Genomic DNA, 25181 nt, shown 5'->3' with positions numbered 1-25181 from the left:
TAATGGTTAAAATCCACCAAACACAATAAAGATACACGATTATGAGCCGCAAAAACAACGTCAAATCTAAAGGTCTCGACCTCATCAGCGACCTCAATGCCGCCCTTCAAAAAGAAAAACACAGTGGCCAGTTTATTGTCATCATCCTGTTTTCATTCTCATGATTGTCTTCGTTATTTGGGCTTACAACAGCCCTGTCGAAGAAGTTACCCGTGGCAATGGCAATATCATTCCCAGCAGCCGTGAGCAAGTAATCCAAAGCCTGGATTCCGGCATCGTAACCGAAATCATGGTTAAAGAAGGCGACATGGTCGAGAAAGATCAGATTCTGATGAAACTCGACGACACGCGCAGCTCCGCCGTTTTACGTGAAAGCGAAGCCAAAGTCGAAAACCTCGAAGCGACCGTTGCCCGTCTTAAAGCCGAAGCCTACGGCACCAAGCTCTCCTTCTCTGACAGCGTGGGCTCTGAGCTTCGCCGTCGCAAAATTGCCGCCTACAAAGCACGCCGTCAAGCCATGACCGATGCCGTCAGCGGCCTCTCCCAAAGCAAGGCCGCGCTTGACCGCGAAATTGCCATTACTGCACCTATGGTTGCCGAAGGCGTGGTTTCCGAAGTCGAACTTTTAAGAATGCGCCGCGATTCCGCAGACTTGGCCACCCAAATCTCCGAACGCCACAACCGCTACAAAGCCGATGCCAACAACGAACTCTTGCAAGCCGAATCCGAGCTGGCGCAATCCAAAGAAAACGTTGCCATGCGTGCCGACCCGGTTGAACGCTCGCAAATCCGCGCGCCTATGCGCGGCATCGTCAAAGGCATAAAAGTCACCACCATCGGCGGCGTTGTGAACGCAGGCGAAGACATCATGCAAATCGTCCCGGTTGACGACAAACTGCTGGTCGAAGCCTACATCCGCCCGCAAGACATCGCCTTTATCCGCACAGGCCAACCTGCATTGGTTAAAGTCAGCGCCTACGACTACTCCATCTACGGCGGTTTGGAAGGCAAAGTTACCCTCGTCGGCGCCGATACCGTCAGCAACTCTATGCAAAACCGTGCCAACGACTTGAAACTTGACCCGAACCAAGTTTATTACCGTGTTCTCGTCCAAACCGAAAACAACTCACTGAAAGACAAAAACGGCAAACCTATGCCGATTATTCCGGGCATGGTTGCAACGGTGGACATCAAAACCGGTGAAAAAAACCATCTTCCAATACCTGATCAAACCGATTACGCGTATGAAACAAGCGTTGAGCGAACGCTAATCGATAAAACGATAAAAGGCCGTCTGAAAGTTTTCAGACGGCCTTTGGTTTATGTTTTAAATGCCTGTTTATCCGGCAAATAAATTATTTCTCCTTAAAAATAGCTCCGACAAACGTCCTTTTCGGATTGCCGCGCTCAACTTGATAGAGTTGCGCGTGCTGCTCCTGCGCAAAATTTCCTGCCTGTCCGGCATGATGCTCCGCCAGTTTTTGCGCCAATAACATTACCGCCAATTTTTTATTGGCATGCTGGCTGCGTTCGCTCTCGACCCGCACGGAAATGCCGCTTTCTTTATGGGTGGCGCGGACGGCGCTTTCGGTTTTATTGACGTGTTGCCCACCCTTGCCGCCCGAACGGCAGGTTTGAAACTCGATTCCGTTTTCAGACGGCATTTCATACCTCTGCGGCATATCGGGCAAGCGGAAAACACCTATATACCAATTTTTGCGCGGATGTTTCGGACGGATAGGGCTGGGGCATATCCATTGGAGTGTCCCCTGCCAAGTTTGCGCTAAGCTTTCGGTTTTCTGACCTTCCAACTTGAGCGTTGCCGACAAAATGCCGTGCTTATCGGCGGTTTCGGTAACAAGTTCGGCATCAATGCCTTTGACTTGGGCTTCGGCAAGCAGCTTGCCCAAAACGAAACGGGCAAATATACGGCACTCTGCCGGCCCTTGCGCGGTGGAAATTTGTAGATAAATCACTGGTGTATGCTGTTTCATCTTTACGCTCCACACTCGCCGCCGGTTTTATAAGTCAAAACAGGCTTGAACCGCGCGACCAATTCAATCAAACCAGCGTTTTTCATAGCGGCAATAACGCTGTCGATGCTTTTATAAGCCTGCGGCGCTTCTTCAAAAATCAGGGCCTTATCCTGACAAACGACTACGCTGCCAAATTCGGTCCGGCGCAGGCTGTCGGCAGTATATTTGTGCGACAGTCTGCCTTTGCATTCGCCGCGCTGCCATTTCCGACCTGCGCCGTGAGCCAAGGTATTCAACGAAATTTGGCAATTTTCGGCAGGTTGAACCAGATAGCTGTAATCGCCGCGCGAGCCGGGTATCATGACCAAGCCTTTATCGGTGGGCGTTGCGCCTTTTCGGTGCAACCAACCGGTTGTGCCGTCAATCTCAGTTTGTTCCAAAAAATTATGATGGACATCGAGCAGGCATGTTCCTTCTGCGCTCCAACGGTCGAGCATTCTGGCCGCAATCAAACGGCGGTTAAGGCCGGCAAACTCCAAGGCTGCTTGGTGTTCGGCAAGGTAGGCTGCCGCCGCTTCGCCCTCTTCCGCCAAACCTTGATGCCCAAAGGCGGCAATATGGCGTTGCAAAATCTGCTGGCCCAATCCGCGCGAACCGCTATGTACTAACAGTTGCAGATGGTTTTCATCAAAATCGGGCGGAAGCAGGTCGGCGCGATAAACGGTATCAACGGTTTGCAACTCGGCAAAATGGTTGCCACCGCCAATCGTACCCACGGCAAGGCCGTCTGAAAATTGGCTCATATCGACAGCGTCGCCTAATAAATCGACCTGTTCGTCTTTATCTAGCGGCGTATCGATATTGCCCAGCTGTTTGGCGAGTTTGGCCGGTTTGAGTTTGGTTGCGCGCAAATTGGTCTGCCAAAACGCCATACCGCAACCGATGTCGTTCCCAATCAAGGCAGGATAAAAATGACGTTCACTGAAAAATGCCGCGCCAACCGGATAACCGCGCCCTGCGTGTAAATCCGGCATTCCGGCAACGCGTAGCATATGCGGTAATCGGGCGGTGGTTTCAAGCTGTGCGACAGCGTTGCCTTCAATCCATGTATTTGAATCGGCAATAATTTGAATATGATGGGGATAATTGCCCATGTGTTTATGCTTTCTTTAAAACGGATAGAAACCGTCAACAGATGACAATAGGTATCCACCGTCTGCGAAATGTTCAGACGGCCTGGTTTCTAGCCGATAATCGTAGGGAAAGCAGCCCGAAGCGGGCGACATGGAATGCGAAAAGCGTTATCCGAAAGTCAGACCGACGCTTGGGCTGCAAAGAATGTGATTGAGCGGATTGAAGTATTGCATGTCATGGCTTGCTCCTTTCTTTGCATGAAAATATTAAAAACGTTCGGATTATATAAGGTTCATTTCCAATCATGCAAATTTACTGACATCAATCTGCCAATAATGTTGCATAAATGGCAACTATTGAGAACATGATTTAGGCCGTCTGAAAACTTTTCAGACGGCCTTTGATGCCCAATAATCCTTACAAAACAACGGTCGGATAAGAGCCGACAACTTTCACGAAGGAAGCGCGTTCACCCAAAAGCTGCAAGGCTTTTTGGACATTTTCATCGCTTTGATGGCCTTCGATGTCGATGAAGAACAGGTATTCCCACAAAACCGATTTGCTTGGGCGGCTTTCAAATTTGGTCATGGAAATGCCCAACTCGGTGAAGGGTTGCAACAAGGAAGTAACGGCACCGGCACGGTTGGGCGCGGATACGACCAAAGAGGTTTTGTCGTTGCCGCTGCGGCCGGTTTCTTGATGACCCATCACCAAGAAGCGCGTGGTGTTATTCGGTTCGTCTTCGATGCACTCGGCGGCACAGCTCAACTGATAAATTTCTGCGGCGATACGTCCGGCAATGGCGGCCACATTCGGGCTGTCAGATTCGGCAACCAAACGCGCTGCTTCTGCATTGCTGGCTACGGCGATACGCTCGGCATTGGGCAGGTTGCGACCGAGCCAGTCGTTGCATTGTGCCAAGGCTTGGGCATGGGCGAAAACTTTGGTAATGCCGCCGATTTCATGGCTGTCTTTACGCAACAGGTTGTGATGAATGCGGACAACCACTTCGCCGCAGGCTTTCAACGCAGTTACGGCCAACAAGTCCAAAGTGCGCCCCACCGAGCCCTCGGTCGAATTTTCTACCGGCGCCACCAAATAATCGGCTTGGCGCGTTTCAACTTGTTTAAAGCAGTTGTCGATGGTGGCACACGCCATGGTGTGTGCGGCGTGGCCGAAATGTTTGATGGCGGCTTGCTGGGTAAATGTCCCCTTCGGGCCCAAATAAGCAATCGTCAGCGGACGCTCCACTGCCAAACATTCGCTCATAATCTCGCGAAACAGCCGGGTGACCGATTCATCCGGCAAAGGGCCGCGGTTCAAATCCTGAATCCGGCGCAAAACGGCCACTTCCCGCTCAGGACGGTACACCGCGCCTGTCCCTTTCAATTCGCCGATAGCATGCGCATGACCGGCGCGCTCGTTGAGCAAACGGAGGATTTCCGCATCGATGCTGTCGATGGCATTGCGGTGCGGCAATAATTGTTCGTCTATGGATAAAGGCATAAGCTGTCTCGCAATTTTGTGGGGGATATTTTTATTTTAACATTAAAGGCCGTCTGAATTCCGTTTTCAGACGGCCTCAACACTATCTTTATCTAACTTTATCGTCTATCAGGTTTGCAAACGCCGCCAATTCCATCATAATTAAGCCTTTTGAACGACAAGGCCTATTCCATGCACTCAAACGGACTGTACACCCGTTTTCTGCCCGATGAAGAAGCAACCCTGAAACTGGGTGAAGAATGGAGCAAGCAGCTTTCCGCTCCGCTGACCATCTATCTTGAAGGCGGGCTGGGTGCAGGCAAAACCACGCTGACACGCGGGATTTTGCGCGGACTGGGACATACGGGCGCAGTCAAAAGCCCGACTTACACCATTGTCGAATCTTATCCGCTGGATACATTTATCCTCCACCATTTCGACCTCTACCGCTTTACCATGCCCGAGGAATGGGAAGATGCCGGTTTGGACGAATTGTTTGCGCCTGACAGCGTCTGCCTCATCGAATGGCCGCAGCAAGGTGGGGAATTCACGCCTCCGGCAGACATTACCATTACATTGATGTACACCGATAAGGGCAGAACTTGCACCTTTTCCGCCCACACAAACCAAGGCCGAAAAAGTTTAAAATCATGGTCAAATTAACTAGAAGACACATTCTCCGTCAAGGCACAGGACTATTTCTCACCCTCACGCCCGTTGGTGCCGCATTGGCCAAACCGGCCTCTCCTGCGCAATTCCTTGCCGTCCGCATTTGGCCGGCGAACGCCTACACACGCGTTACACTTGAGAGCAACCACTCGATGAAATACCAACATTTTATGTTGGACAACCCCAGCCGGTTGGTCGTGGATATTCAAGGAGCGGAAATCAACAGCGTCCTGCAAGGCATTTCCAGCAAAGTGCTGTCTAACGACCCATTTATCCGCAGCATTCGCGCCGGTCAAAATACGCCCAGCACCGTGCGTATCGTCATCGACCTCAAGCAAAGCACCCATCCGCAAGTCTTTGCACTCGCACCCGTCGGCAACTTCAAAAACCGCTTGGTTATCGACCTTTATCCACACGGCGCAGATGCCAACGACCCGATGATGGCCTTGCTCAACGGCAATATTCCCAAACAACGTCCGAATACCAATATCGCATACGACACCCCTGCCCCTAAAAGCAATCGCGGCAGCGGCGGCAACCGCCGCCCTGTGATTATGATCGATCCCGGTCATGGCGGTGAAGACCCCGGCGCAATCAGCCCGAGCGGCCTCAAAGAGAAAAACGTCGTACTCTCCATCGCCCGCGAAACCAAAAAACGCCTCGAAGCCTTGGGTTACAACGTATTCATGACGCGCAACGAAGACATCTTTATCCCATTGGGCGTACGCGTTGCCAAAGGCCGTGCGCGCAATGCCGACGTATTCGTATCCATCCACGCCGATGCCTTTACCAGCCCGTCCGCTCGCGGTACCGGCGTGTACATGCTCAATACCAAAGGCGCGACCAGCTCGGCGGCAAAATTCCTTGCCCAAACCCAAAACAACGCCGACGCCATCGGCGGCGTACAATCCAGCGGCAACCGCAACGTCGACAACACGATTTTGGACATGACCCAAACCGCGACCCTGCGCGACAGCCGCAAGCTCGGCCATTCCGTCTTGACCGAATTGGGCAAACTCAACCAACTGCACAAAGGCCGCGTTGACGAGGCCAACTTCGCCGTCCTCCGCGCGCCGGATGTTCCGTCCATTTTGGTGGAAACCGCCTTCCTCTCCAACCCTACCGAAGAGCGGTTGCTCGGCAGCGAGTCCTTCCGCCAACAATGCGCCCAAGCCATTACCACCGGTATTCAAAAATACATCAATACCGCCGTTTTACGACGCGGTTAATGGCTTGATGAAACAAAGGCCGTCTGAAAATTTTTCAGACGGCCTTATCTTTTCAAGCAATCTATTGGCATGAACAATACAGCAAAATGGGAGAATGGCGACAAAATAACAATTGAGCCAAACCCTGTCAATCTTTGCTATTACATGTTCTACACTCATATGCGTGCTATTTATTGTTGGTACCTGATTTACCAAATGCCGGCTGTAATTGATCAGCAAGATCGTCTTCAATCAATTGCAGCACATCAGCGGGAAGTGTATCAGCATATTGATGAATCATTATTTTATATTGGCCTTGATACCATTGATTTAAATGCAATGCATAGGTACTTTTATGCCCGAAGCCCAAATGCTGTGCCAATCTATTCCGAATACTGTGGCGTGAAGACCCTACGTATAGAACCTGACTTGGGCGATTTAATTTTGCGCAGGCATGTGTTTTAAGTAAGCGAAAATTTTGAAATTGCTGAAAAGTTGTATTAATGTCGCCTTCAATCTGTTGGATAACATAAATAAAGCATCCATGACTGGGCAATTGTTCCAACGTTGTAAATTCAAAGGTACGGTCAGGTACAAGCTTTTTTGCTTGTATACAATGTTCAATTAATCGGTCAAGATAACGCATATTAACCGCACTTCCCTACCGCAGCCGGATAGACAGATACCTTCGTCTGCGTCAATGCAAACAGGTTTTCCAACTGCATTTGCGCCTGACGGTTGGCATGTTCCAAAATTTCAGCCTTACATGCGCTTTGCAATACCTGTCGTTTTGCCTCTTCCTGTACCGTCTTAAATACCGACTTATCCATAGGCAGCAAATTAAACGAGCCGGTCTGAATATCGTACACTTCGATATTTTCCAAATCCACGCTCAAGATTTCCACCGCCGGCAGGCTGATCAATACCTTCTCGTCCACAATATTGACATTGTCCGCGCCTAACTTGTCCAAATCCAAACCGGCCAACACCTTGCCGCGCACAATAAAAATACCGCTTTGCGAATCCTGCCACAGCCTGCGCCAATCCCCTTTTTTCTCCGTACGGATAATCGTATCGATATAAAATGCCGTACTTTCCAAGCGGTTCATCTGCTTAATCTGCATCAAAACCCCCTCACGGGACAAAACCTGATGTTCTTCGTTCTGACCATGCAGGGCATAAAACCAGCCGCCCGCAGCCGTCAGCGCACACAACACCAGCACGACCAATCCGCGCCCAAGTATTTTCATTTCAAACATCCCCCGTTAAAATAATCATCAAAACATTCCCCATATTCTCCCAAAACCGTCAATTTCAAGCCATACCCAGGCTATCTGAAACATTAAAACTTATTACTAAAAAGTAATAAAAAATCTCAACAAACAAAGTTTGCCTTTTGGTAAAGACAAGACTACAATCCATTACACACAATTCAATTTCATCTCATCATGAATACCACCGACCTGCGCCGCCACAACCTGCGGCAATGGATAACACAACATCACAACGGCCAGCAGACCAAGTTTGCCCAAGCCATCGCCATCAACCAAGGCGAGCTGTCCGCCCTGCTGAAAAACAAATCTTTCGGCGAGAAAAAAGCCCGAAAAATCGAGCAGGCAGCCAATATGCCTGACATGTGGCTGGATCAAGACCACCAAGACCGCCACGCCCCCACCATCAGCCAAGAAAGAAATACCATGTCCCACATCTCCACCATCCCCGAAATCCTAGCAGACATCAAAGCCGGCAAAATGGTCATCATCACCGATGCCGAAGACCGAGAAAACGAAGGCGACTTGCTGATGGCCGCCCAATTCGTTACCCCCGAAGCCATCAACTTCATGATCAAAAATGCACGCGGCCTGGTCTGCCTGCCGATGGACGGCGAAATGGTCGAAAAACTCGGCCTGCCCATGATGACCCAGAAAAACGGCGCACAATACGGCACCAACTTTACCGTCTCCATCGAAGCCGCCCACGGCATTACCACCGGCATTTCCGCCGCCGACCGCGCCCTGACCATTCAAACCGCCGTTTCCCCATCCGCTAAGCCAAAAGACATCGTCCAACCCGGCCACATCTTCCCACTGCGCGCCCAAAAAGGCGGCGTACTCGTCCGCGCCGGACACACAGAAGCCGGCGTTGACCTCGCACAAATGAACGGCCTGATTCCCGCCGCCGTCATCTGCGAAATCATCAACGACGACGGCACCATGGCGCGTATGTCCGAACTGATGAAGTTTGCCGAAGAACACAACCTCAAAATCGGCACCATTACCGACCTCATCGAATACCGCAGCCGTACCGAAAGCCTGCTCGAAGACATGGGCAACGCACCCGTACAAACCCCGTGGGGCGAGTTCCAACAACACGTTTACGTCGACAAACTCTCCGGCGAAACCCACCTTGCCCTTGTCAAAGGCACACCAACAGCCGACGAAGAAACCCTCGTCCGCGTCCACGAACCCTTCAGCGTCATGGACTTCATCCAAGCCAACCCGCGCCATTCATGGTCATTGCCCAAAGCCCTTGAGCGCATCCAACAAGCCGAAAGCGGCGTAGTCATCCTCCTGCACCGCACCGAAGACGGTGCCACCCTGCTCGACCGCACCCTGCCCAAAGGCGCAAACCAAGCCTACAAATGGGACAGCAAAAGCTACGGCATAGGCGCACAAATTCTCGCCGGCCTCAACGTCAAAAAACTGCGCGTCCTCGGGCAGCCCTCATCTTTCACGGGTCTGACCGGTTTCGGTTTGGAAGTTGTCGGTTTTGAAGAAGTTGAAAAATAATCTTGCTTGATTGATTCTCAAAGCAAACCAAACAAAATGCCGTCTGAAAGCCTTTCAGACGGCATTTTGAGTTTGTTATCCAATTCAAAAACAGCGAATATAAAAAAGCCGATACATCTTCCCGGTGTATCGGCTTTCGCTATCAGCTCAACGCTTAATTTTTGCTGGGTAATTCTTTTTCGCTCAATGGTTTGATGTACCAAATATCGCGACAGTAATCGGCGATGGAGCGGTCGGATGAGAAGAAGCCCATGTTGGCGATGTTGATCAAGGCTGATTTGCGCCATGCGGATACGTTGCGGTAGTGTTCGTCCGCTTTGTATTGCGTGTCGATGTAGCTGCGGAAATCCGCCATCAGCTGATAGAAGTCGCCGTATGGTTGCAACACGTCGTTGTAGCGGTTTGGCTCTTCCGGAGAAAAAGTGCCTTGGCTGATTTGGTTGACGACGCGGCGCAGGTCGCTGTCTCGCTCGATATAGCTCAACGGGTCGTAACCGTTGCGGCGGATTTCTTCGACTTGTTCTACGGTGTTACCGAAAATATAGCAGTTGTCCGCGCCGACTTTTTCCAAAATCTCAACGTTCGCGCCGTCCAGCGTACCCATACAGATTGCGCCGTTGAGGGCAAATTTCATGTTACTGGTACCGGATGCTTCCGTACCTGCCAGTGAGATTTGTTCGTGCAAATCGGCGGCAGGAATGATGATTTGGGCAAGGCTGACGCTGTAGTTCGGGATGTAAACGACTTTAATCAGGTCGCGGATACGGGTGTCGTTGTTGATGACTTTGGCAACGTCGTTAATCAGTCGGATGATTTTCTTCGCCATGTAATAGGCGGATGCGGCTTTACCGGCAAAGATGAACACACGCGGCTGCCAATCGAAATCCGGGTTCTCCAGGATTTTGTTGTAGCGGTCGACGATGTGCATCACGTTCAATGCTTGACGTTTGTACTCGTGGATACGTTTGATTTGGATGTCGAAAAGTGCATCGGTATTAACTTTAATGCCCAGCTCGGTTTCGATGTATTTGGCAAGGCGCTCTTTGGCGGCTTTTTTCACTTCGCCGAATTCTGCCTGTACGGAGGCATCGTCCACTTTGTCGTTGAGCTTGGTCAGGTTGTCTAGATGCAAACGCCAGTCTTCGTCGCCCAGATGTTTGTCCAAGAATTTGGTCAAGCCCGGGTTGGCGATGTTAATCCAGCGGCGCGGGGTTACGCCGTTGGTTACGTTGGTAAAGCGTTCTGGGAATACTTTGGCAAAGTCGGCAAAGATGGATGTGGTCATCAAATCGGAGTGGATTTTGGCCACGCCGTTGACTTTGTGCGAACCGATGACCGCCAGCCATGCCATGCGGACGCGACGGCCGTGGGTTTCGTCAATGATGGATACGCGGCGGACAAAGTCGTCGTCGAAGTTGCCGATGGCGCGTAAGGCATTGAGGAAGTAGGCGTTGATTTCAAAGATGATGTCCAAATGGCGCGGCAGCAGACGGCCCATCAGGTCAACCTGCCAAGTTTCCAAGGCTTCACTCATCAATGTGTGGTTGGTGTAAGAGAAAATCTTACAGCACATATTCCATGCTTCAGTCCATGCGATGCCCTCTTCGTCAATCAGGATACGCATCAATTCAGGAATGGCGAGCACCGGATGGGTGTCGTTCAAGTGGATGGCGACCTCGTCGGCCAAAGTGCGGATGCTTGGGAAACGGCATTTGTGACGTGCAACGATGTCTTGAACGGAAGCGGAAACCAAGAAATATTCTTGTTTCAAGCGCAATTCACGGCCAGATTCTGTGGAGTCGTTCGGATACAGGACGCGTGAGATGTTTTCGTCGCTGTTTTGTGCGCGAACGGCAGAGGCATAGTCGCCTCGGTTGAAGTCGGCAAGGTCAAACAGGTTGCCTGCGTGTGCAGTCCACAAGCGCAATGGGTTGGCACATTCGCCGCCATAGCCAGGAATGATTTCATCGTATGCCCAAGCGGAAATTTCTTCGCTCGGCTGCCATTCTTTTTTGTCGCCCAAGTTCAACACTTGACCGCCGAAACGGACGGAATATTGTTTGTTCGGACGGGCAAACTGCCACGCCAAATCTTGGTCCAGCCACAAATCGGGTTTTTCAACTTGTTGACCATCCACGATTTCTTGTTTGAACATGCCGTATTGGTAACGGATGCCGTAGCCCATAGCAGGAATGCGCAGGGTTGCCAAAGAGTCGAGGAAGCAGGCGGCCAGACGGCCCAAACCGCCATTACCCAAACCCGGATCTTCTTCTTGTTCGCAGACATCGGCAAATTCTTTGCCCAGTTGCTTGAAGGCTTCTTCAAATTCGGCGTAAACGCCTTCGTTAATCAGCGCGTTGACAAACGAACGGCCGAGCAGGAATTCCATGGACAGGTAATAAACCATGCGTTTGCTGTTGTCGATGTGGGCGCGGCGTGTTTTGAGGAAATCTTCCGCAATCAGGTCACGCGCGGCAAGCATGGCGGCGTTGAGCCATTGGTGTGAAGTTGCTTCCTTCGGATCTACGCCCAAGATGAAAATCAACTTGTAAACGATGGATTTACGGATGGTTTCGGCGTCCGGTTTAGGCATTACATAATCGTAACCGGAGATGGGGAGTTTTTTCTTAGCCATGGAAGCCTTTCTCTAGCGTGAGGCACTGGACAACGCGCCTGATGGTTTTATTAAAAACAACAAAACTCGGTTTTCAGACGGCCTAACAACGGCAACAGGCCGTCTGAAAGGAATGATGCGTAGGTTTATTACAAACCAAGGGGATTATAGCGGAAAGATTTAAAAGAAGGATATCTTTTTCTTTATAAAACATTTAATTAACAATTAAACCATTAATCATCTTATCGGCATTTTCGATTTATACCACAAAGCCAAAATGAACAAATACCAACAAAATATCAAAGAGTTAATTAAATAATAGTTTGATTATCATTTACTTTATTTTATGTAAAATCCAAATACCCATGTGCTTAACAACACATTTTCCTGGTTCTTCGTAATTTAATTTCTCTGATGGTACGCAAGAAATCTCCCAATTACCTTGAGGCAGATTAAATAACTGACGACTACGTTTGGCATTTACCAACAGTAGCCACTCGTCGTCTAAAACAATCTGAATCGCCTTACTGCCCCTGTTGTGCCAACAATATTCGGTCATCGGGCTGCTATCGGCATTGAGCCATTGCACACGCTCTTTTTCCCACCAGCAATCATCTGTCAGCAGCTTGATTTGATTGCGGACGCGTATCAGTTCTTGAGTGTAACTTTGCAATACATGGGACTCATTTTGCCAATCCAACCATGTAATCGGATTATCTTGGCAGTAGCTGTTGTTGTTGCCTTGCTGACTATTGCCGAACTCATCGCCTGCCAAAAGCATGGGCGTACCGTTGGATAAAAATAAGGAGGCAAGCAACGCTTTGGAAGTGTATTCGCGGTTGAGTAAAATCTCTTCATCATCAGTTTCGCCTTCTACGCCGTGGTTGTAGCTGATGTTTTCATTATGCCCGTCGCGGTTGTTTTCGCCGTTGGCTTCGTTGTGCTTCTCGTTGTAGCTGACCAAATCGCGCAGAGTGAAGCCGTCGTGTGCGGTGATAAAGTTGATGCTGGCAGACGGATGGCGTCCGCTGTGGTTGAAAATATCGGACGACCCCGCCAAGCGTTCGGCAAATGCGCCTAAATTGCCGCTTTCCCACGACCAAAACGCGCGCATATCATCGCGGAAACGGCCGTTCCATTCGGCAAAAGGTTGCGGGAAATTGCCCAAGTGATAGCCGCCCTCGCCGATGTCCCATGCTTCGACAATCAGCTTCAAACCAGCTAAAACCGGGTCTTGATACAGGACTTGGAAAAAACGGCCGTACGATTGGAAATCGGGTTCGCGTCCCAATACGGTTCCCAAATCGAAACGGAAGCCGTCGATATGAAACTCTTCCGCCCAATAGCGCAAGCTGTCTGCCGCCCAACGGGTAACATCGCGACGGACAATATTGAGCGTATTGCCGCAACCCGACCAGTTCTCATAGCTGCCGTAAGGGGTGTGCCAATACCATAAAGTGTTGTCGATACCGCGCTGACACAGCATCGGGCCTTTGTCGTCCTGCTCTGCCGTGTGGTTGTACACGACATCCAAAATCACTTCCAAACCTGCCTGATGCAGGGCTTTGACCGCCTGTTTCAGCTCTGCCGCTGCACGCTCGGAATTATCGGCATAAGACGGCTCGACGGCAAAATGAGAGTAAGTGTTGTAGCCCCAATAATTGCTCAAGCCCATCTGCTGAAGATGGTATTCGTCCAGATGATAATGAATCGGCAGCAGCTCGACCGTTGTCACCCCCAATTCTTGCAAATAGGCCAAAACCCGTTTATCACTCAAGGCTTTATAAGTGCCTGCGTACTTCAAATCGGGGAATTGCTTGGTAAACCCTTTGACATGGGCTTCATAAATAACGGTTTTGCCCCACGGTATTTCCGGTCTGCAATCTTTGGCCCAATTAAATCGGCTGCGTCCGATCACGACGCTTTTCGGCGCAACAGCGGCGTTGTCGCGTTCATCTTCCGGTCTGAACCATGCCATTTCTTCAGCGGTACGGTAGCTTGGTTTGCCGTCAATTTTTTTGGAATACGGGTCAATCAGTAATTTGTTGGGATTAAAACATGAGCCGTATTCTGCGTTTTCACGTCCATACACGCGAAAACCGTATCGCTGCCCTGCCTTAACATCCGGCACAAATCCGTAAAATACCGAACCGCGCCGCGAAGGCATCTCCAAACGGGTTTCTTTATCTTTATCAAACAGACACAATTCGACCTTTTCGGCATTGATGGAAAACAAGGTGAAATTCGCGCCCTTGCTTGTCAGGGTCGCGCCCATGGGATAAGGCTTGCCTTCCTCAATATGCCATGATTTGGCAGTCATAAAATGATTCCTTGGTATGTATTTGGTTTTGTGTCCAATATAAGGCCGTCTGAAAATCTTTCAGACGGCCTTGAGTCATATTGATGTCACTATCTTTTAATTTTCAGCTGATTAGGCAGGCATGATGCCCACCCTCAAAGTTGATTTACGCTTCGTCTTTGACCGCCGCCTGATACAGGTAAACGGTTGCCAACGGCGGTACGGTAACAGACAGGGAATTTGGTTTGCCATGCGACCAAACTTCTTCTGTCTCCACCGTTGCGCCGGCAGAAACGCCGCTGCCTTTGTAATGCAGGCCGTCTGAATTGAGGATTTCGCGGTATCCGCCGGCAGAATTTACGCCGAAGCGGTAGCCTTCGCGCACCACAGGCGTGAAGTTGCTGATGACGATAACACGGTTTCCTTCGCGGTCGCGTCGCTCGAAGACGAATACGGAATTGTCGCCGTCATCGGCAACCAGCCACTCAAAGCCTTCAGGCCATTGGTCTAATTGGTAAAGCGGCGCGGTGTCTTTATAGACATGGTTCAACTCGCGCACAAAGTCTTGTACGCCTTTGTGCCAGCCGCCCTCTTGCTCCAGCAGGAACCAATCCAGTCCTTCGTTGTAGTTCCACTCGCGGCCTTGTGCAAACTCGTTGCCCATAAACAACAGTTTTTTGCCGGGGAAGCCGTACATAAAGCCGTAGTAGGCACGCAAGTTGGCAAATTGTTGCCAGCAGTCGCCGGGCATACGTCCGAGCAGCGAGCGTTTGCCGTGCACGACTTCATCGTGTGAAAGCGGCAGGACAAAGTTTTCGCTGTACTGGTACATCATGCCGAAGGTCATTTTGTTGTGGTGATATTTGCGGTTGATGGGGTCTTCCATCATGTAACGCAAAGTATCGTTCATCCAGCCCATATTCCATTTGAAGCTGAAGTTCAAACCTTCTTGGCGGGTCACATTGGCAAATGATGTCGATTCTTCGGCGATTTCAGTCGCCGCCGGAACTTCCTCTTTCAACATGGTGTTGGTATCGCGCAGGAAAGCGATGGCTTCAAGGTTTTCATGACCGCCGTATTGGTTCGGAATCCACTCTCCGTCTTTGCGCGAGTAGTTGCGGTAAATCATCGAAGCAACCGCATCAACGCGGATACCGTCAAACCCGAAACGCTCTATCCAATACAGGGCGTTGCCTTGCAGGAAGTTTTTCACTTCGTTTCTGCCGAAGTTGTAAATCAGGGTATTCCAGTCTTGGTGGTAGCCTTCGCGCGGGTCGGCGTGTTCGTAAAGCGCAGTACCGTCAAACTTGGCCAGGCCGTGATCGTCGGTCGGGAAATGGCCGACCACCCAGTCGAGGATAACGCTGATGCCCTCGTCGTGCGCTGCTTTAATCAATGCGCGCAATTCTTCCGGCGAACCGAAACGGCTGGTCGGCGCATACAAACCGGTTGCCTGATAGCCCCATGAGCCGTCAAACGGATATTCGGAAACAGGCAGGAACTCGATATGGGTAAAGCCCATGTCTTTGACGTATGCCACTAACTCTTTGGCCAACTCTTCATAAGTCAGCCAGAAATTGTTTTCCGGATTGCGTTTCCAAGAACCCAAATGCACTTCATAAATGCTGATCGGCGCGTCAATAGCGTTGGCACGGGCGCGGAAAGCAGGTTCTTCCACTTCGTCAGGCAAGCCGCGCACGATAGATGCCGTGGTTGGGCGCAGTTCCGCACCGAAAGCATACGGGTCGGCTTTTTCGCGAACATCGCCGTTGGCATCGCGGATTTCAAATTTGTAGAGGGCATTGAGTTTGACTGCCGGAATAAAGATGTCCCAAATGCCGTTGTCGCGGTGGAAACGCATCACATGGCGGCGGCCGTCCCAGTTGTTGAACTCGCCGATAACGGACACGCGTTGCGCATTTGGCGCCCATACGGCAAAACGTACGCCCTTCACGCCGTCCAACTCGGCAAAATGCGCGCCTAAAGTCTCATAAGGACGCAGGTGTTTGCCTTCGGCCAACAGCCAGGAATCCATGTCTTGCAACGCGGAACTGAAATGATAAGGGTCTTCTTCAATTACATGCTCGGAGTCTTCGGTATAACGGATACTCAAAGCGTAATCGGGCGCATCATCGGGCAAAACAGCCACAAAGAAACCGCGTGCATCAATTTTTTCAGACGGCACGATGAGTTCGCCGCTGCGGCGGTTCACAATATCCACGCTTACTGCGCCGGGAATCAAAACGCGCACTACTTCATCGCCCTCTGCAAGGCGGTGTCGTCCCAGATAAGCGAACAAGTCGCTGTGGGTGGCAAGAAACAGGCTTTCGACCGTATCGCGCTCAATTTGGTCAAGTTCATGATAAGCCTTGATTTGGCTGTTTGTTTTCATGCGTACCTCGTCAATAATGGCAAGTTGGCCGCCCATGAGGCGGTGCTGTAGGAAATCTTCCAAAGAAACCGGCATTTTTTGCGCCCAGTTCGGATAGCCGTCCGGCACACCGGGGACATTCAAATTGTCAATGACGCCCAGCAGGTTTTCCAGTTGTACGGCGTAAAGCTTGCTGCGGCTCAATGCACCGTATTTGTGCAAAGCCGCCAGCAAGGTTTCATCGGCTTTTGCCGGCATTTGTACGTCTGCACCCAGACAGCCGGTATATTTCAATTTATCCAGCAAATCGGCTTTATCGTGTTCGCGCTCATCCAAGGCCGTCTGAAAAGCGGCTGCATCAGGCAAAGTACCGAGTTTGAACATCGTATCCAAATCTTTGCCTATCCAATAACCTGCCAAGGGCGCGACATCGTGGGTACTGATGACCGTAATCGCCTGCTCGGGGTATTCTTCAGGTAATTGGAAACCGTTCCAGCCCTTGCTAAAATACATCACTTTGTAGGAGAACACTTGATAGCGGTTGAGCAGATAACGCACTTGATCGGGTACCGTCCCCAAATCCTCGCCAATGATGACGCAACGGTTGCGTTGGCTTTCCAAAGCCAATATGGCAAAAGTCACTTCGGCGTCGTAATGCACATATGCGCCGAAATCTGCTGTTTTATCGTTTAAAACCCACCACAAACGACACAATGCCATCACATGGTCAATCCGCAACACGCCATACAGGCGCATGTTTTCGCGCAACAGATGGGCAAACTTTTCATAGCCCGTATGTTTCAACATCGACGGATTAAGCGGCGGCAAATTCCAATTCTGCCCGGTCGGCCCCAAAGGATCGGGCGGTGCACCGACTGACAAGTCCATACAATAATCTTGGCGGTTTAACCAAGTATCTGCGCTGCCTCGCGCCACGCCGACCGCCAAATCGCCGTAAATACCGAGTTTGACACCATATTCGGCAGCGGCTTGGTTAACTTCTTGCAACTGTTCCGCGCAAAGCCATTGCAGCCACATATAAAAACGGATTTCCCGCTCATGACTGCGCGCGAATTTTTCTACTGCTTCGCCATCAGGCTGATGAAATTCAGACGGCCACGACTGCCAACCCACTTGTCCGGGGCGGCTGTAATACTGGTCCAAAGCCTCAAACAAACCGAGGCCTTGCAAAGCTTTGCCTTTTTCTAATACAAATGCTTCAAATGCAGCGCGTTCATTTGCTGCAGCTTCGCCAGTATCTTGTTCAAATGCGTTAAACGCCATATGCAGCGCATCACGTTTGCATGCCCAAACTGCCGTATAAGTTACCGTTTCTGTAACACGCAAAGCAGCGATGCGCTGACGGATTTTCGGTTGTGCCAGCCAGTTTTTCAGTTGTTCGTTATAAGTAAACGCACCGACTTTCTCGATATCCAAATAAATCGGATTGAGCCATTCGCGCGAAGAAGGGCTATACGGGCTGGCAAAGGCAGGCTTGCTGGTAAACAAGGCGTGCAAAGGGTTGATACCGACAAAATCCAGCTTTTTCTCTGCCGCATATTTCATCAGGTTCAGCAAATCGGTAAAGTCGCCTATGCCCCAGTTGCGCTCGGAACGCAGGCTGTACAAATGCATGGTCAAACCATTCATCCGTCCTCCATTCGCAAGCAGTTTGGGTTGGTAAACCGATTCAGGCGCAACAATCAGGCGTACAAGGCAACATTTTCCGTCGGTCTCGGCCGACAAAGTGTAATAACCGCAAGCCAGCTGGGGCAGCTTAATCCAAAGCGTATCGTTGTCGCCCGGATATAAAGTCAAGGTCTGGCACTCATCCGCCTCATCAATCAATACGACCACTTCCGCACCATGAAATTCAGACGGCATCTGTAAAGACTCTTCGCCGTTTTCATGCGCGACTATCGTATTCAGATAAAGGCCGTCTGAATCCGGTTTGCTTTTGTCCAAAACAGCAACGATCGATTCCAAAACTTCAGGCTTGGTCGCATGATATGTACCGTTGATGTCGTGGTAGCCTAAATCAATACCGGCCTCTACAGCCTGCTGCTCCAATGTCTCACTCATTGCATTCTGCCTGTTTTACCAATATCTGAATCTTAATACAGATTTTGTCGCACCGTTACATGTAATTCATTGTAGTCTCTAACAAAATCCATATTTTCCTGTTTGATTTGACCTGCGCCAAAATTTCCTATTTATCTGTCTTGTAAAAACTTAAAGGCCGTCTGAAAAGGAAGGTTTCATTCCTTTTCAGACGGCCTTTATCATGCTTCAAGCCTGATTAGTGGTGGTGATGACCGTGCGGGCCATGTACGTGACCGTGGGCAATTTCTTCCTCAGTCGCATCGCGTACACCTTCAACAGTCGCTTTGAACAATACTTTCATACCGGCCAAAGGATGGTTGCCGTCCACTACGGCTTTACCGTCGGCAACATCGGTTACACGATAAATCAATACATCGCCGGTTTCCGGATCATCGGCTTCAAACATCATGCCGACTTCAACTTCAACAGGGAATACGCTTACATCTTCAATACGCACCAGCTCAGGATCTTGCTCGCCGAAGGCATCATCAGGCGACAAAGCCACTTCAACAGTATCGCCTACATTTTTGCCGTGCAACGCTTCTTCCACCAAAGGGAAAATACCGTCATAACCGCCATGCAGGTAAGCAATCGGCTCTTCGGTTTTGTCCAACAACTGGTTGTTTGCATCGTACATTTCATAATGCAGGGAAACTACGGAATTTTTAACAATAGACATCATGTCGTCCTTAATCAATATTTAAAAGTCAAGTTCAGGCTATTCTATCACAGCTGTAACTAAACAATCGGTTTACCTTAAACAAATACTTTTGGCGGACACAACAAAACCGAAAAAGTCCATATGAAAAACAAAATTGAATGATCCCAATCCATAAAAGTTGCTTTTTCACAACACGAAGTTGCTAAATTACAAAAAACTTCCCAAACGCAAAAACATTCCAAACCCTTAAAACCAACAACAGTTAAAAATAATCAAACTATTGAATATAAATAACTTTTAAAATTTTCATTAATTATGAATATTTTTAGATGATTTTTTACCTGCCTCCCTGATTTACATATTTTCGCTAATTTTGTATTGATTTTAGTATGCAAACGGTTAAGCAACGTTGCATTGACCAACCCCGTGGGGCATAATAACGACAATTCAGCAATGAATTTCTACTGTACAGGCCGTTTGACGGCTATTTTTAGTTTAAATCGATTTAAAAAAGGTCCTCAAAAATGAAAAAATCTCTGTTCGCTGCTGCTTTGTTGTCTTTAGCTTTGGCCGCTTGTGGCGGTGCTGATAAAGCTGCTGAAACTGCTGCTTCTGAAGCAGCTGCTTCTGCTACTGAAGCTGCTGCTTCTGCTACTGAAGCTGCTGCTTCTGCTGCCGAAGCTACCGAAGCTTCTGCTACTGAAGCTGCTGCATCTGCTACTGAAGCTGCTGCATCTGCTACCGAAGCTGCTGCTTCTGCTACTGAAGCCGCTGCTTCTGCTACTGAAGCTGCTGCTTCTGAAGCTGCTAAATAATATTCTTTTGAATATAAGAAAAGCAGGATACCATTGCGTATCCTGCTTTTTTACATTCTTCATACTCTCCTTCCCGACTTTTCCGCCTGACTGCCATGCACCTTCACGACCGTTTTGCTGAGTTTCTTTCCGCCTCTGAAATCATTGAAGCCACTCCGGCCTTGTTAAACGACCAACGCCGCCGTTTTGTTTCTTCACCGGATATTGTCTTACAGCCGAACTCTGTCGAAAGCGTGCAGAAAATCATGCGTTTCTGTTTTGAAAACAGCATCCGCGTAACCCCGCAAGGCGGCAATACCGGATTATGCGGCGCAACGGTAACCACCGAAGGCGTACTGCTCAATCTCTCCAAGCTCAACCGTATCCGCGATATCAACCTTGCGGACAACAGCATGACGGTTGAAGCAGGCGTGATTTTGCAAAATGCTCAAAAGGCAGCAGCCGAAGCCGGACGACTGTTTCCACTCAGCCTTGCCAGCGAAGGCTCTTGCCAAATCGGCGGCAATATCGCCTGTAATGCCGGCGGTTTAAATGTCTTGCGTTACGGCAGTATGCGTGATTTGGTATTGGGTTTGGAAGTCGTTTTACCAAACGGCGAACTGGTTTCCCACCTTCAGCCCCTGCATAAAAACACAACCGGCTATGACTTGCGCCATCTTTTTATCGGCAGCGAAGGAACACTGGGCATCATTACCGCCGCCACACTCAAACTCTTTGCCCAGCCCAAAACCAAAGCAACCGCATGGGTAGGTTTAGACAATATTGAATCCGCCGTCTTACTTTTGACTGCGGTGCAAGGCCATTTTGCCGAACGCTTGACCAGCTTCGAGCTAATCAGCCGCTTTGCCCTCGATTTATCTTCGGAATTCAGCCAACTCAAAAAGCCTGCCGATGCGGAATGGCATATTTTGATTGAACTTGCAGATTCCGTTCCCGATGCAGGACTGGATGAAAAGCTTGCCGAATTTCTCTATCAAAACGGATGGGAAAACAGCATCTTGGCGCAATCCGAGCAAGAGCGCTCCGACTTATGGACCTTGCGTGAAAATATTTCCGCTTCCCAACGCAAACTCGGCACCAGCATCAAACACGACATCGCCATCCCTATCGCCCAAGTGGCCGCCTTTGCCCGCCAATGCGCCCCTGCCTTGGAAACCCGCTTTCCCGGCATAAAAATTGTCTGCTTCGGACATTTAGGCGACGGCAGCCTGCATTACAATACATTCCTGCCAAACGTATTGAGCAACGAAGCCTACCAATACGAAGACGCCGTCAATACCATTGTTTATGAAAATATCCTTGCCTGCCACGGTACGATTGCCGCAGAACACGGCGTAGGCATCATCAAAAAACATTGGCTGCCCCGTGTGCGTACGCAGGCCGAACTCGTTCTGATGCATGCCATCAAAAATCAGCTTGACCCTTATGGCATTATGAATCCAGACAAACTCCTGCCTTCTTTAGATTAACCAATACGAAAAGGCCGTCTGAAACGTGAACTGGCCCCCAAATCTTGGACACTCATAAAAGCCTATTCAGGCACTCTGTGTAAGCCGGGTTCTGTATGCGACAGGACTCAGCTTTTTCAATTTCAAACTGCAACGCTCGCGGTTGTAGTAATCCATATAGTCATCTATCTGTTTCATCAATTCGTCCACCGTCAATTCTCCTGCACGGTAGAAACACTCCGTCTTCAGCACCGCAAAGAAGCTTTCCATCGGTGCATTGTCCCAACAATTCGCCTTTCGTGACATGCTTTGAACCATGGAATACTCCGCAAGCAATTCCCTATACCCCGCCGTACGGTACAGCACACCTTGGTCCGAATGAAGCATCGTTCCTTTATCAGTCAGCCGGGGCGCCGCTTTTTCGAGCATTTCCTTCACCATTTCACTGTCGGCTCTGCGGCTCATGGCGTAGGCGACGATCTCGCGGTTGAACAGGTCCAATATCGGCGAGAGGTACAGTTTGCTGTCCTTTCCTTTGAGTTCGGTTACGTCGGTCAGCCATTTTTCGTTGGGCTTTCGGGCTGTGAACCGGCGTTTGAGGAGGTGTTCCGATATTTCGCCCATGGCGGGATGGCGGTAGGCTTTTTTTGCCCGTATAAGGGCTTTCAGTCCTAGCTGCCTCATCAGCCGCGCCACTTTTTTGCGGTTCCAATCCAATGCTGCGGCAATGCGCCTTTGCCCGTAGCGTCCTTTATGCCGCCGGTAGGTTTCGACGAGGAGGGCTTTGTCGGCTTCATCGGGGTCGGGTCGGTCTTGGTGGTGGTAGTAAAAGCTGCTTTGGGGCAGGTTTGCGATGTGCAGCAGGTATTTGAGCGGGTGTTGCGCCCTCAGTGTTTGGACGGTTTGGCTTTGTCCTTTTCGGTCTGTTTTTTGCTGAGGGCTTTTAACTCCTTTAGGTAGGCAACCTTTGCGCGCATATAGCACAACTCTTCGATAAGCTCTGCCTGTGTTTTTTCGTGGTCGGGTTTGTCGGCGATGAAGGGGTTTTTGCGGTGTTGGGGCATGGTTTTGGATTGGGGATGTTCGAGTGCGCCGATACCGCCTTCTTGATAGGCGCGTATCCATCGTCGCAGGTGGGTTCGGGAGATGCCGTAGTGGTCTGCGGTACGCTGTTGGCTGCGTATGTGCAGGTAGTGGAGTACGGCTTGGTATTTGAAGTGTAATGTATATTTGCCCATAAAAAAACTGCACCTTGTGAGTTGGAGGGGGATGTCCAACTTTTGGGGTGCAGTTCAACATTTCAGACGGCCTTTTATCTTATCCAAACTATTTCAATGCCGTTTTCCAATCCAATCCGCCCAAGGACGGTACCTGTATCACTTCATTGGTATCCAAATTGACCGCTGTCAGCTCTCCGCCCCACAACGCTCCGGTATCCAAAGCGATAACCTGATCGGTATTAACGTAGCCCAATGACGACCAATGTCCGAACACGGTAATATAATCCAAATTCTGCCTATCAGGCGCTTTAAACCAAGGGCGCAGGTAAAGCGGCATTTTTTTCAAAGTAGATTTATATTCGTAATCCAATTCGCCTTTGTACGTCAGCGCCCGCATACGGGTAAAGACGTTGATAATCATGCGTAGGCGCTCATAGCCTGTCAAATCGTCCGTCCACTCGGTCGGCTTGTTGCCGTACATTTTGCCAAAAAATTTCCTGTATTTTTTACCTTGCAACTCATCCTCAGCTTCACGGGCAAGGCTTTCTGCCTTATCAACCGACCATTGCGGCAAAATACCGGCATGCACCATCACATGTCTGTCGCCGCGCACCAAAAGCGGTTGATGGCGCAGCCAGTCAAGCATGGCATGACCATCGGGATGGGTCAAAATCGGCTCAACCGTATCACTGCGTTTGAGCGTTCCTTCACCGCAACCGACTGCTAAAAGATGTAAATCATGATTGCCCAAAACCATTTGCACACTGCTGTCATGCTCTTTGGCAAATTTCAGGGTTTCCAAGGACTTCGGGCCACGATTGACAATATCGCCAACCAGCCAAAGGGTGTCCGTACCATGATTAAAGCCGATTTTGGCAAGCAACAAAGTCAGCTCGTCAAAACAGCCTTGAATGTCTCCGATTGCGTAATGTGCCATTATTATTGTTTTCCGTTGTTATTATTTTCAGACGGCCTCAAGCCCAGCCCAGGCCGTCTGAAAACATCAATTATGCATTTAAAACCAATACTGCCTCTGCTTCAACCTGAACGCCTTTAGGCAGGCTGGCCACGCCAACCGCCGCGCGCGCAGGGAAAGGTTGTTCGATAAATTCAGCCATCACTTCATTGAATACGGCAAAATTGGCCAAATCGGTCAAATAAGCATTGAGTTTGACGATATCTTGCAGCGAACCGCCGGCCGCTTCGGCTACGGCTTGCAGGTTTTTAAATACTTGCACTGCTTCGGTGCGGAAGTCGCCATCGCCGACCACAGTCATCGTAGCCGGATCCAAAGGAATCTGACCGCTCATATAAACCGTATCGCCTGCACGGACTGCTTGGCTGTATGCGCCAATCGCGGCAGGAGCTTTGTCGGTATGGATAATGGTTTTAGACATGATATTCTCCTCAAGTAGAAATGTCAGAATCAGGTGGAAGCTTCGAATTTTACTTTCAACAGAAATACGTTTCAATAAAAGCATTCAATTAATGCGTTTAGCCCGTCTTGTTCTTCCCCGATTTTAAACCTACAATCCCACACATTATTCATTTCAAAGCCGAAATTATCATGTTTTTTGTCTTATCCCCAGCCAAAAACCTCAACGAAAAAGACCCCTCCCCCGTCAGCAGCTTTACCCAGCCCGACCTTCTGTCCAAAGCAGAAATCCTGATGCAGGAGTTGCGCCAGCTTGCCCCTCAACAAATCGCCGAGCTGATGCATGTTTCCGACAAAATCGCCCTGCTCAATGCTGAACGCAATGCCGTATGGCACACGCCGTTTACCCCTGAAAACGCCAAACAGGCCGTATTTATGTTCAACGGCGACGTCTACGAAGGCATCGCCGCCAATACGCTCAAACCGGAGCAAATCGACTACCTGCAACAACACGTCCGCCTGCTCTCCGGCTTATACGGCGTACTGCGCCCGCTCGACTTGATGCAGCCCTACCGCTTGGAAATGGGCACGGCCTTTGCCAACTCGCGCGGCAAAAATCTCTACGAATTTTGGGGCGATAAAATCACCGACCTGCTCAACCAAACGCTGAAGCAGGCCGGCAGCGATGTCTTAATCAACCTCGCCTCACAAGAATATTTCAAATCCGTCAACACCAAAAAACTCAACGCACGCCTGATTACACCGATTTTTAAAGACGAGAAAAACGGCAAATACAAAATCATCAGCTTCTACGCCAAGCGTGCGCGCGGTTTGATGGTGCGCTACGCGGCAGAATACGGCATTACCGATCCTGAAATGCTCAAAAATTTTGACTACGAAGGCTATTCATTCAATGAAGCAGCTTCAAACGAAGCCGAATGGGTATTCATGCGTAAAGAACAATCTAAATAAAAACAGAATACTAGATATTTTTTCTAAAATACCTCTTGGCAA

At 49.8% G+C, this 25181-nt stretch carries 19 protein-coding genes and 1 pseudogene; 7 read left to right on the top strand and 13 right to left on the bottom strand.

Annotation, left to right across the window (positions count from 1 at the left end):
• The first annotated feature begins 41 nt into the window (after positions 1 to 41).
• Positions 42 to 1271, top strand: a pseudogene (locus tag FAH67_RS02185) (HlyD family type I secretion periplasmic adaptor subunit).
• Between the two features lie 84 nt (positions 1272 to 1355).
• Here FAH67_RS02185 and prfH read toward each other — a convergent pair.
• The 3 genes from prfH to pheA form a co-directional block, all read right to left on the bottom strand.
• Positions 1356 to 1976, bottom strand: a complete 621-nt coding sequence (prfH, locus tag FAH67_RS02180) for a peptide chain release factor H (RefSeq protein WP_039864154.1) — start codon at positions 1974 to 1976, stop codon at positions 1356 to 1358.
• Positions 1977 to 1996: 20 nt separating this feature from the next.
• Positions 1997 to 3130 (bottom strand): RNA ligase RtcB family protein, encoded by a 1134-nt coding sequence (locus FAH67_RS02175; RefSeq protein ID WP_003681068.1) that lies wholly within the window; start codon positions 3128 to 3130, stop codon positions 1997 to 1999.
• A gap of 397 nt (positions 3131 to 3527) precedes the next feature.
• Positions 3528 to 4616, bottom strand: a complete 1089-nt coding sequence (gene pheA, locus FAH67_RS02170) for a prephenate dehydratase (RefSeq protein WP_003681071.1) — start codon at positions 4614 to 4616, stop codon at positions 3528 to 3530.
• A gap of 171 nt (positions 4617 to 4787) precedes the next feature.
• Here pheA and tsaE point away from each other — a divergent pair, with 171 nt between their 5' ends.
• Both tsaE and FAH67_RS02160 read left to right on the top strand, forming a co-directional pair.
• Positions 4788 to 5258 carry a tRNA (adenosine(37)-N6)-threonylcarbamoyltransferase complex ATPase subunit type 1 TsaE gene (gene tsaE / locus FAH67_RS02165; protein ID WP_003681072.1) on the top strand — a complete coding sequence of 157 codons (471 nt, stop codon included), beginning with the start codon at positions 4788 to 4790 and terminating at the stop codon, positions 5256 to 5258.
• A complete protein-coding gene (locus FAH67_RS02160) occupies positions 5246 to 6493 on the top strand; it encodes an N-acetylmuramoyl-L-alanine amidase (RefSeq protein WP_112890708.1) in 1248 nt (415 codons plus the stop codon). The genes tsaE and FAH67_RS02160 overlap by 13 nt, the downstream gene beginning before the upstream one ends.
• Before the next feature lie 166 nt (positions 6494 to 6659).
• Here FAH67_RS02160 and FAH67_RS02155 read toward each other — a convergent pair whose 3' ends face one another.
• Positions 6660 to 7118: a hypothetical protein gene (locus FAH67_RS02155; protein WP_003681075.1), complete on the bottom strand. Its 459-nt coding sequence runs from the start codon at positions 7116 to 7118 to the stop codon at positions 6660 to 6662.
• A gap of 1 nt (position 7119) precedes the next feature.
• A complete protein-coding gene (locus FAH67_RS02150; RefSeq protein ID WP_003681076.1) occupies positions 7120 to 7731 on the bottom strand; it encodes a DUF4230 domain-containing protein in 612 nt (203 codons plus the stop codon).
• Between the two features lie 189 nt (positions 7732 to 7920).
• Here FAH67_RS02150 and ribBA point away from each other — a divergent pair, with 189 nt between their 5' ends.
• On the top strand, positions 7921 to 9261 hold the full coding sequence (gene ribBA / locus FAH67_RS02145) for a bifunctional 3,4-dihydroxy-2-butanone-4-phosphate synthase/GTP cyclohydrolase II (RefSeq protein ID WP_003681077.1): 1341 nt from the start codon (positions 7921 to 7923) through the stop codon (positions 9259 to 9261).
• A 154-nt stretch (positions 9262 to 9415) separates the two neighbouring features.
• On the opposite strand, the gene FAH67_RS02140 is transcribed toward ribBA, so the two are convergent.
• The 4 genes from FAH67_RS02140 to FAH67_RS02125 all read right to left on the bottom strand — a co-directional run bounded on the left by FAH67_RS02140 (position 9416) and on the right by FAH67_RS02125 (position 19327).
• Positions 9416 to 11896 (bottom strand): glycogen/starch/alpha-glucan phosphorylase, encoded by a 2481-nt coding sequence (locus FAH67_RS02140; RefSeq protein WP_003681078.1) that lies wholly within the window; start codon positions 11894 to 11896, stop codon positions 9416 to 9418.
• A 313-nt stretch (positions 11897 to 12209) separates the two neighbouring features.
• Positions 12210 to 14195: a glycogen debranching protein GlgX gene (gene glgX, locus FAH67_RS02135; RefSeq protein ID WP_003681079.1), complete on the bottom strand. Its 1986-nt coding sequence runs from the start codon at positions 14193 to 14195 to the stop codon at positions 12210 to 12212.
• A 145-nt stretch (positions 14196 to 14340) separates the two neighbouring features.
• The gene (gene glgB / locus FAH67_RS02130) at positions 14341 to 18627 is read right to left on the bottom strand and encodes a 1,4-alpha-glucan branching protein GlgB (protein ID WP_003681080.1); all 4287 of its coding nucleotides are present in this window, start codon (positions 18625 to 18627) and stop codon (positions 14341 to 14343) included.
• Positions 18628 to 18844: 217 nt separating this feature from the next.
• Positions 18845 to 19327, bottom strand: coding sequence for an FKBP-type peptidyl-prolyl cis-trans isomerase (locus FAH67_RS02125; RefSeq protein ID WP_003683125.1), 483 nt, complete (start codon positions 19325 to 19327; stop codon positions 18845 to 18847).
• 506 nt (positions 19328 to 19833) lie between these two features.
• On the opposite strand from FAH67_RS02125, the gene FAH67_RS02120 reads away from it, so the two are divergent.
• Together FAH67_RS02120 and FAH67_RS02115 are read left to right on the top strand one after the other, a co-directional pair.
• Positions 19834 to 20124: a hypothetical protein gene (locus FAH67_RS02120; RefSeq protein WP_115287635.1), complete on the top strand. Its 291-nt coding sequence runs from the start codon at positions 19834 to 19836 to the stop codon at positions 20122 to 20124.
• Between the two features lie 95 nt (positions 20125 to 20219).
• Positions 20220 to 21593: an FAD-binding oxidoreductase gene (locus FAH67_RS02115; protein WP_003681083.1), complete on the top strand. Its 1374-nt coding sequence runs from the start codon at positions 20220 to 20222 to the stop codon at positions 21591 to 21593.
• 66 nt (positions 21594 to 21659) lie between these two features.
• Here the strand turns inward: FAH67_RS02115 and FAH67_RS02110 are convergent, their stop codons facing one another.
• The 4 genes from FAH67_RS02110 to FAH67_RS02095 all read right to left on the bottom strand — a co-directional run bounded on the left by FAH67_RS02110 (position 21660) and on the right by FAH67_RS02095 (position 24189).
• A complete protein-coding gene (locus tag FAH67_RS02110) occupies positions 21660 to 22556 on the bottom strand; it encodes an IS3 family transposase (protein WP_115287636.1) in 897 nt (298 codons plus the stop codon).
• Entirely contained in the window at positions 22460 to 22810 is a 351-nt protein-coding gene (locus tag FAH67_RS02105) for a helix-turn-helix domain-containing protein (protein WP_115287637.1), read from the bottom strand. The genes FAH67_RS02110 and FAH67_RS02105 overlap by 97 nt, the downstream gene beginning before the upstream one ends.
• 88 nt (positions 22811 to 22898) lie before the next feature.
• Entirely contained in the window at positions 22899 to 23729 is an 831-nt protein-coding gene (locus FAH67_RS02100) for a symmetrical bis(5'-nucleosyl)-tetraphosphatase (RefSeq protein WP_003679265.1), read from the bottom strand.
• A 70-nt stretch (positions 23730 to 23799) separates the two neighbouring features.
• Positions 23800 to 24189 carry a RidA family protein gene (locus FAH67_RS02095; protein WP_039863514.1) on the bottom strand — a complete coding sequence of 130 codons (390 nt, stop codon included), beginning with the start codon at positions 24187 to 24189 and terminating at the stop codon, positions 23800 to 23802.
• A gap of 170 nt (positions 24190 to 24359) precedes the next feature.
• Here FAH67_RS02095 and yaaA point away from each other — a divergent pair, with 170 nt between their 5' ends.
• Positions 24360 to 25139, top strand: a complete 780-nt coding sequence (yaaA, locus tag FAH67_RS02090) for a peroxide stress protein YaaA (RefSeq protein ID WP_039863515.1) — start codon at positions 24360 to 24362, stop codon at positions 25137 to 25139.
• The last annotated feature ends 42 nt before the right edge of the window (positions 25140 to 25181 follow it).

The sequence above is a fragment of the Neisseria flavescens genome, assembly GCF_005221285.1.
Lineage (GTDB): Bacteria > Pseudomonadota > Gammaproteobacteria > Burkholderiales > Neisseriaceae > Neisseria > Neisseria flavescens.
This window is presented reverse-complemented; position numbering and strand designations above follow the sequence as displayed.

Coding starts and splice junctions, on each gene's coding strand:
- FAH67_RS02175 (WP_003681068.1), bottom strand. CDS start 3,130: ATGGGCAATTATCCCCATCATATTCAAATTATTGCCGATTCAAATACA.
- pheA (WP_003681071.1), bottom strand. CDS start 4,616: ATGCCTTTATCCATAGACGAACAATTATTGCCGCACCGCAATGCCATC.
- tsaE (WP_003681072.1), top strand. CDS start 4,788: ATGCACTCAAACGGACTGTACACCCGTTTTCTGCCCGATGAAGAAGCA.
- FAH67_RS02160 (WP_112890708.1), top strand. CDS start 5,246: ATGGTCAAATTAACTAGAAGACACATTCTCCGTCAAGGCACAGGACTA.
- FAH67_RS02155 (WP_003681075.1), bottom strand. CDS start 7,118: ATGCGTTATCTTGACCGATTAATTGAACATTGTATACAAGCAAAAAAG.
- FAH67_RS02150 (WP_003681076.1), bottom strand. CDS start 7,731: ATGTTTGAAATGAAAATACTTGGGCGCGGATTGGTCGTGCTGGTGTTG.
- ribBA (WP_003681077.1), top strand. CDS start 7,921: ATGAATACCACCGACCTGCGCCGCCACAACCTGCGGCAATGGATAACA.
- FAH67_RS02140 (WP_003681078.1), bottom strand. CDS start 11,896: ATGGCTAAGAAAAAACTCCCCATCTCCGGTTACGATTATGTAATGCCT.
- glgX (WP_003681079.1), bottom strand. CDS start 14,195: ATGACTGCCAAATCATGGCATATTGAGGAAGGCAAGCCTTATCCCATG.
- glgB (WP_003681080.1), bottom strand. CDS start 18,627: ATGAGTGAGACATTGGAGCAGCAGGCTGTAGAGGCCGGTATTGATTTA.
- FAH67_RS02125 (WP_003683125.1), bottom strand. CDS start 19,327: ATGTCTATTGTTAAAAATTCCGTAGTTTCCCTGCATTATGAAATGTAC.
- FAH67_RS02120 (WP_115287635.1), top strand. CDS start 19,834: ATGAAAAAATCTCTGTTCGCTGCTGCTTTGTTGTCTTTAGCTTTGGCC.
- FAH67_RS02115 (WP_003681083.1), top strand. CDS start 20,220: ATGCACCTTCACGACCGTTTTGCTGAGTTTCTTTCCGCCTCTGAAATC.
- FAH67_RS02105 (WP_115287637.1), bottom strand. CDS start 22,810: ATGGGCAAATATACATTACACTTCAAATACCAAGCCGTACTCCACTAC.
- FAH67_RS02100 (WP_003679265.1), bottom strand. CDS start 23,729: ATGGCACATTACGCAATCGGAGACATTCAAGGCTGTTTTGACGAGCTG.
- FAH67_RS02095 (WP_039863514.1), bottom strand. CDS start 24,189: ATGTCTAAAACCATTATCCATACCGACAAAGCTCCTGCCGCGATTGGC.
- yaaA (WP_039863515.1), top strand. CDS start 24,360: ATGTTTTTTGTCTTATCCCCAGCCAAAAACCTCAACGAAAAAGACCCC.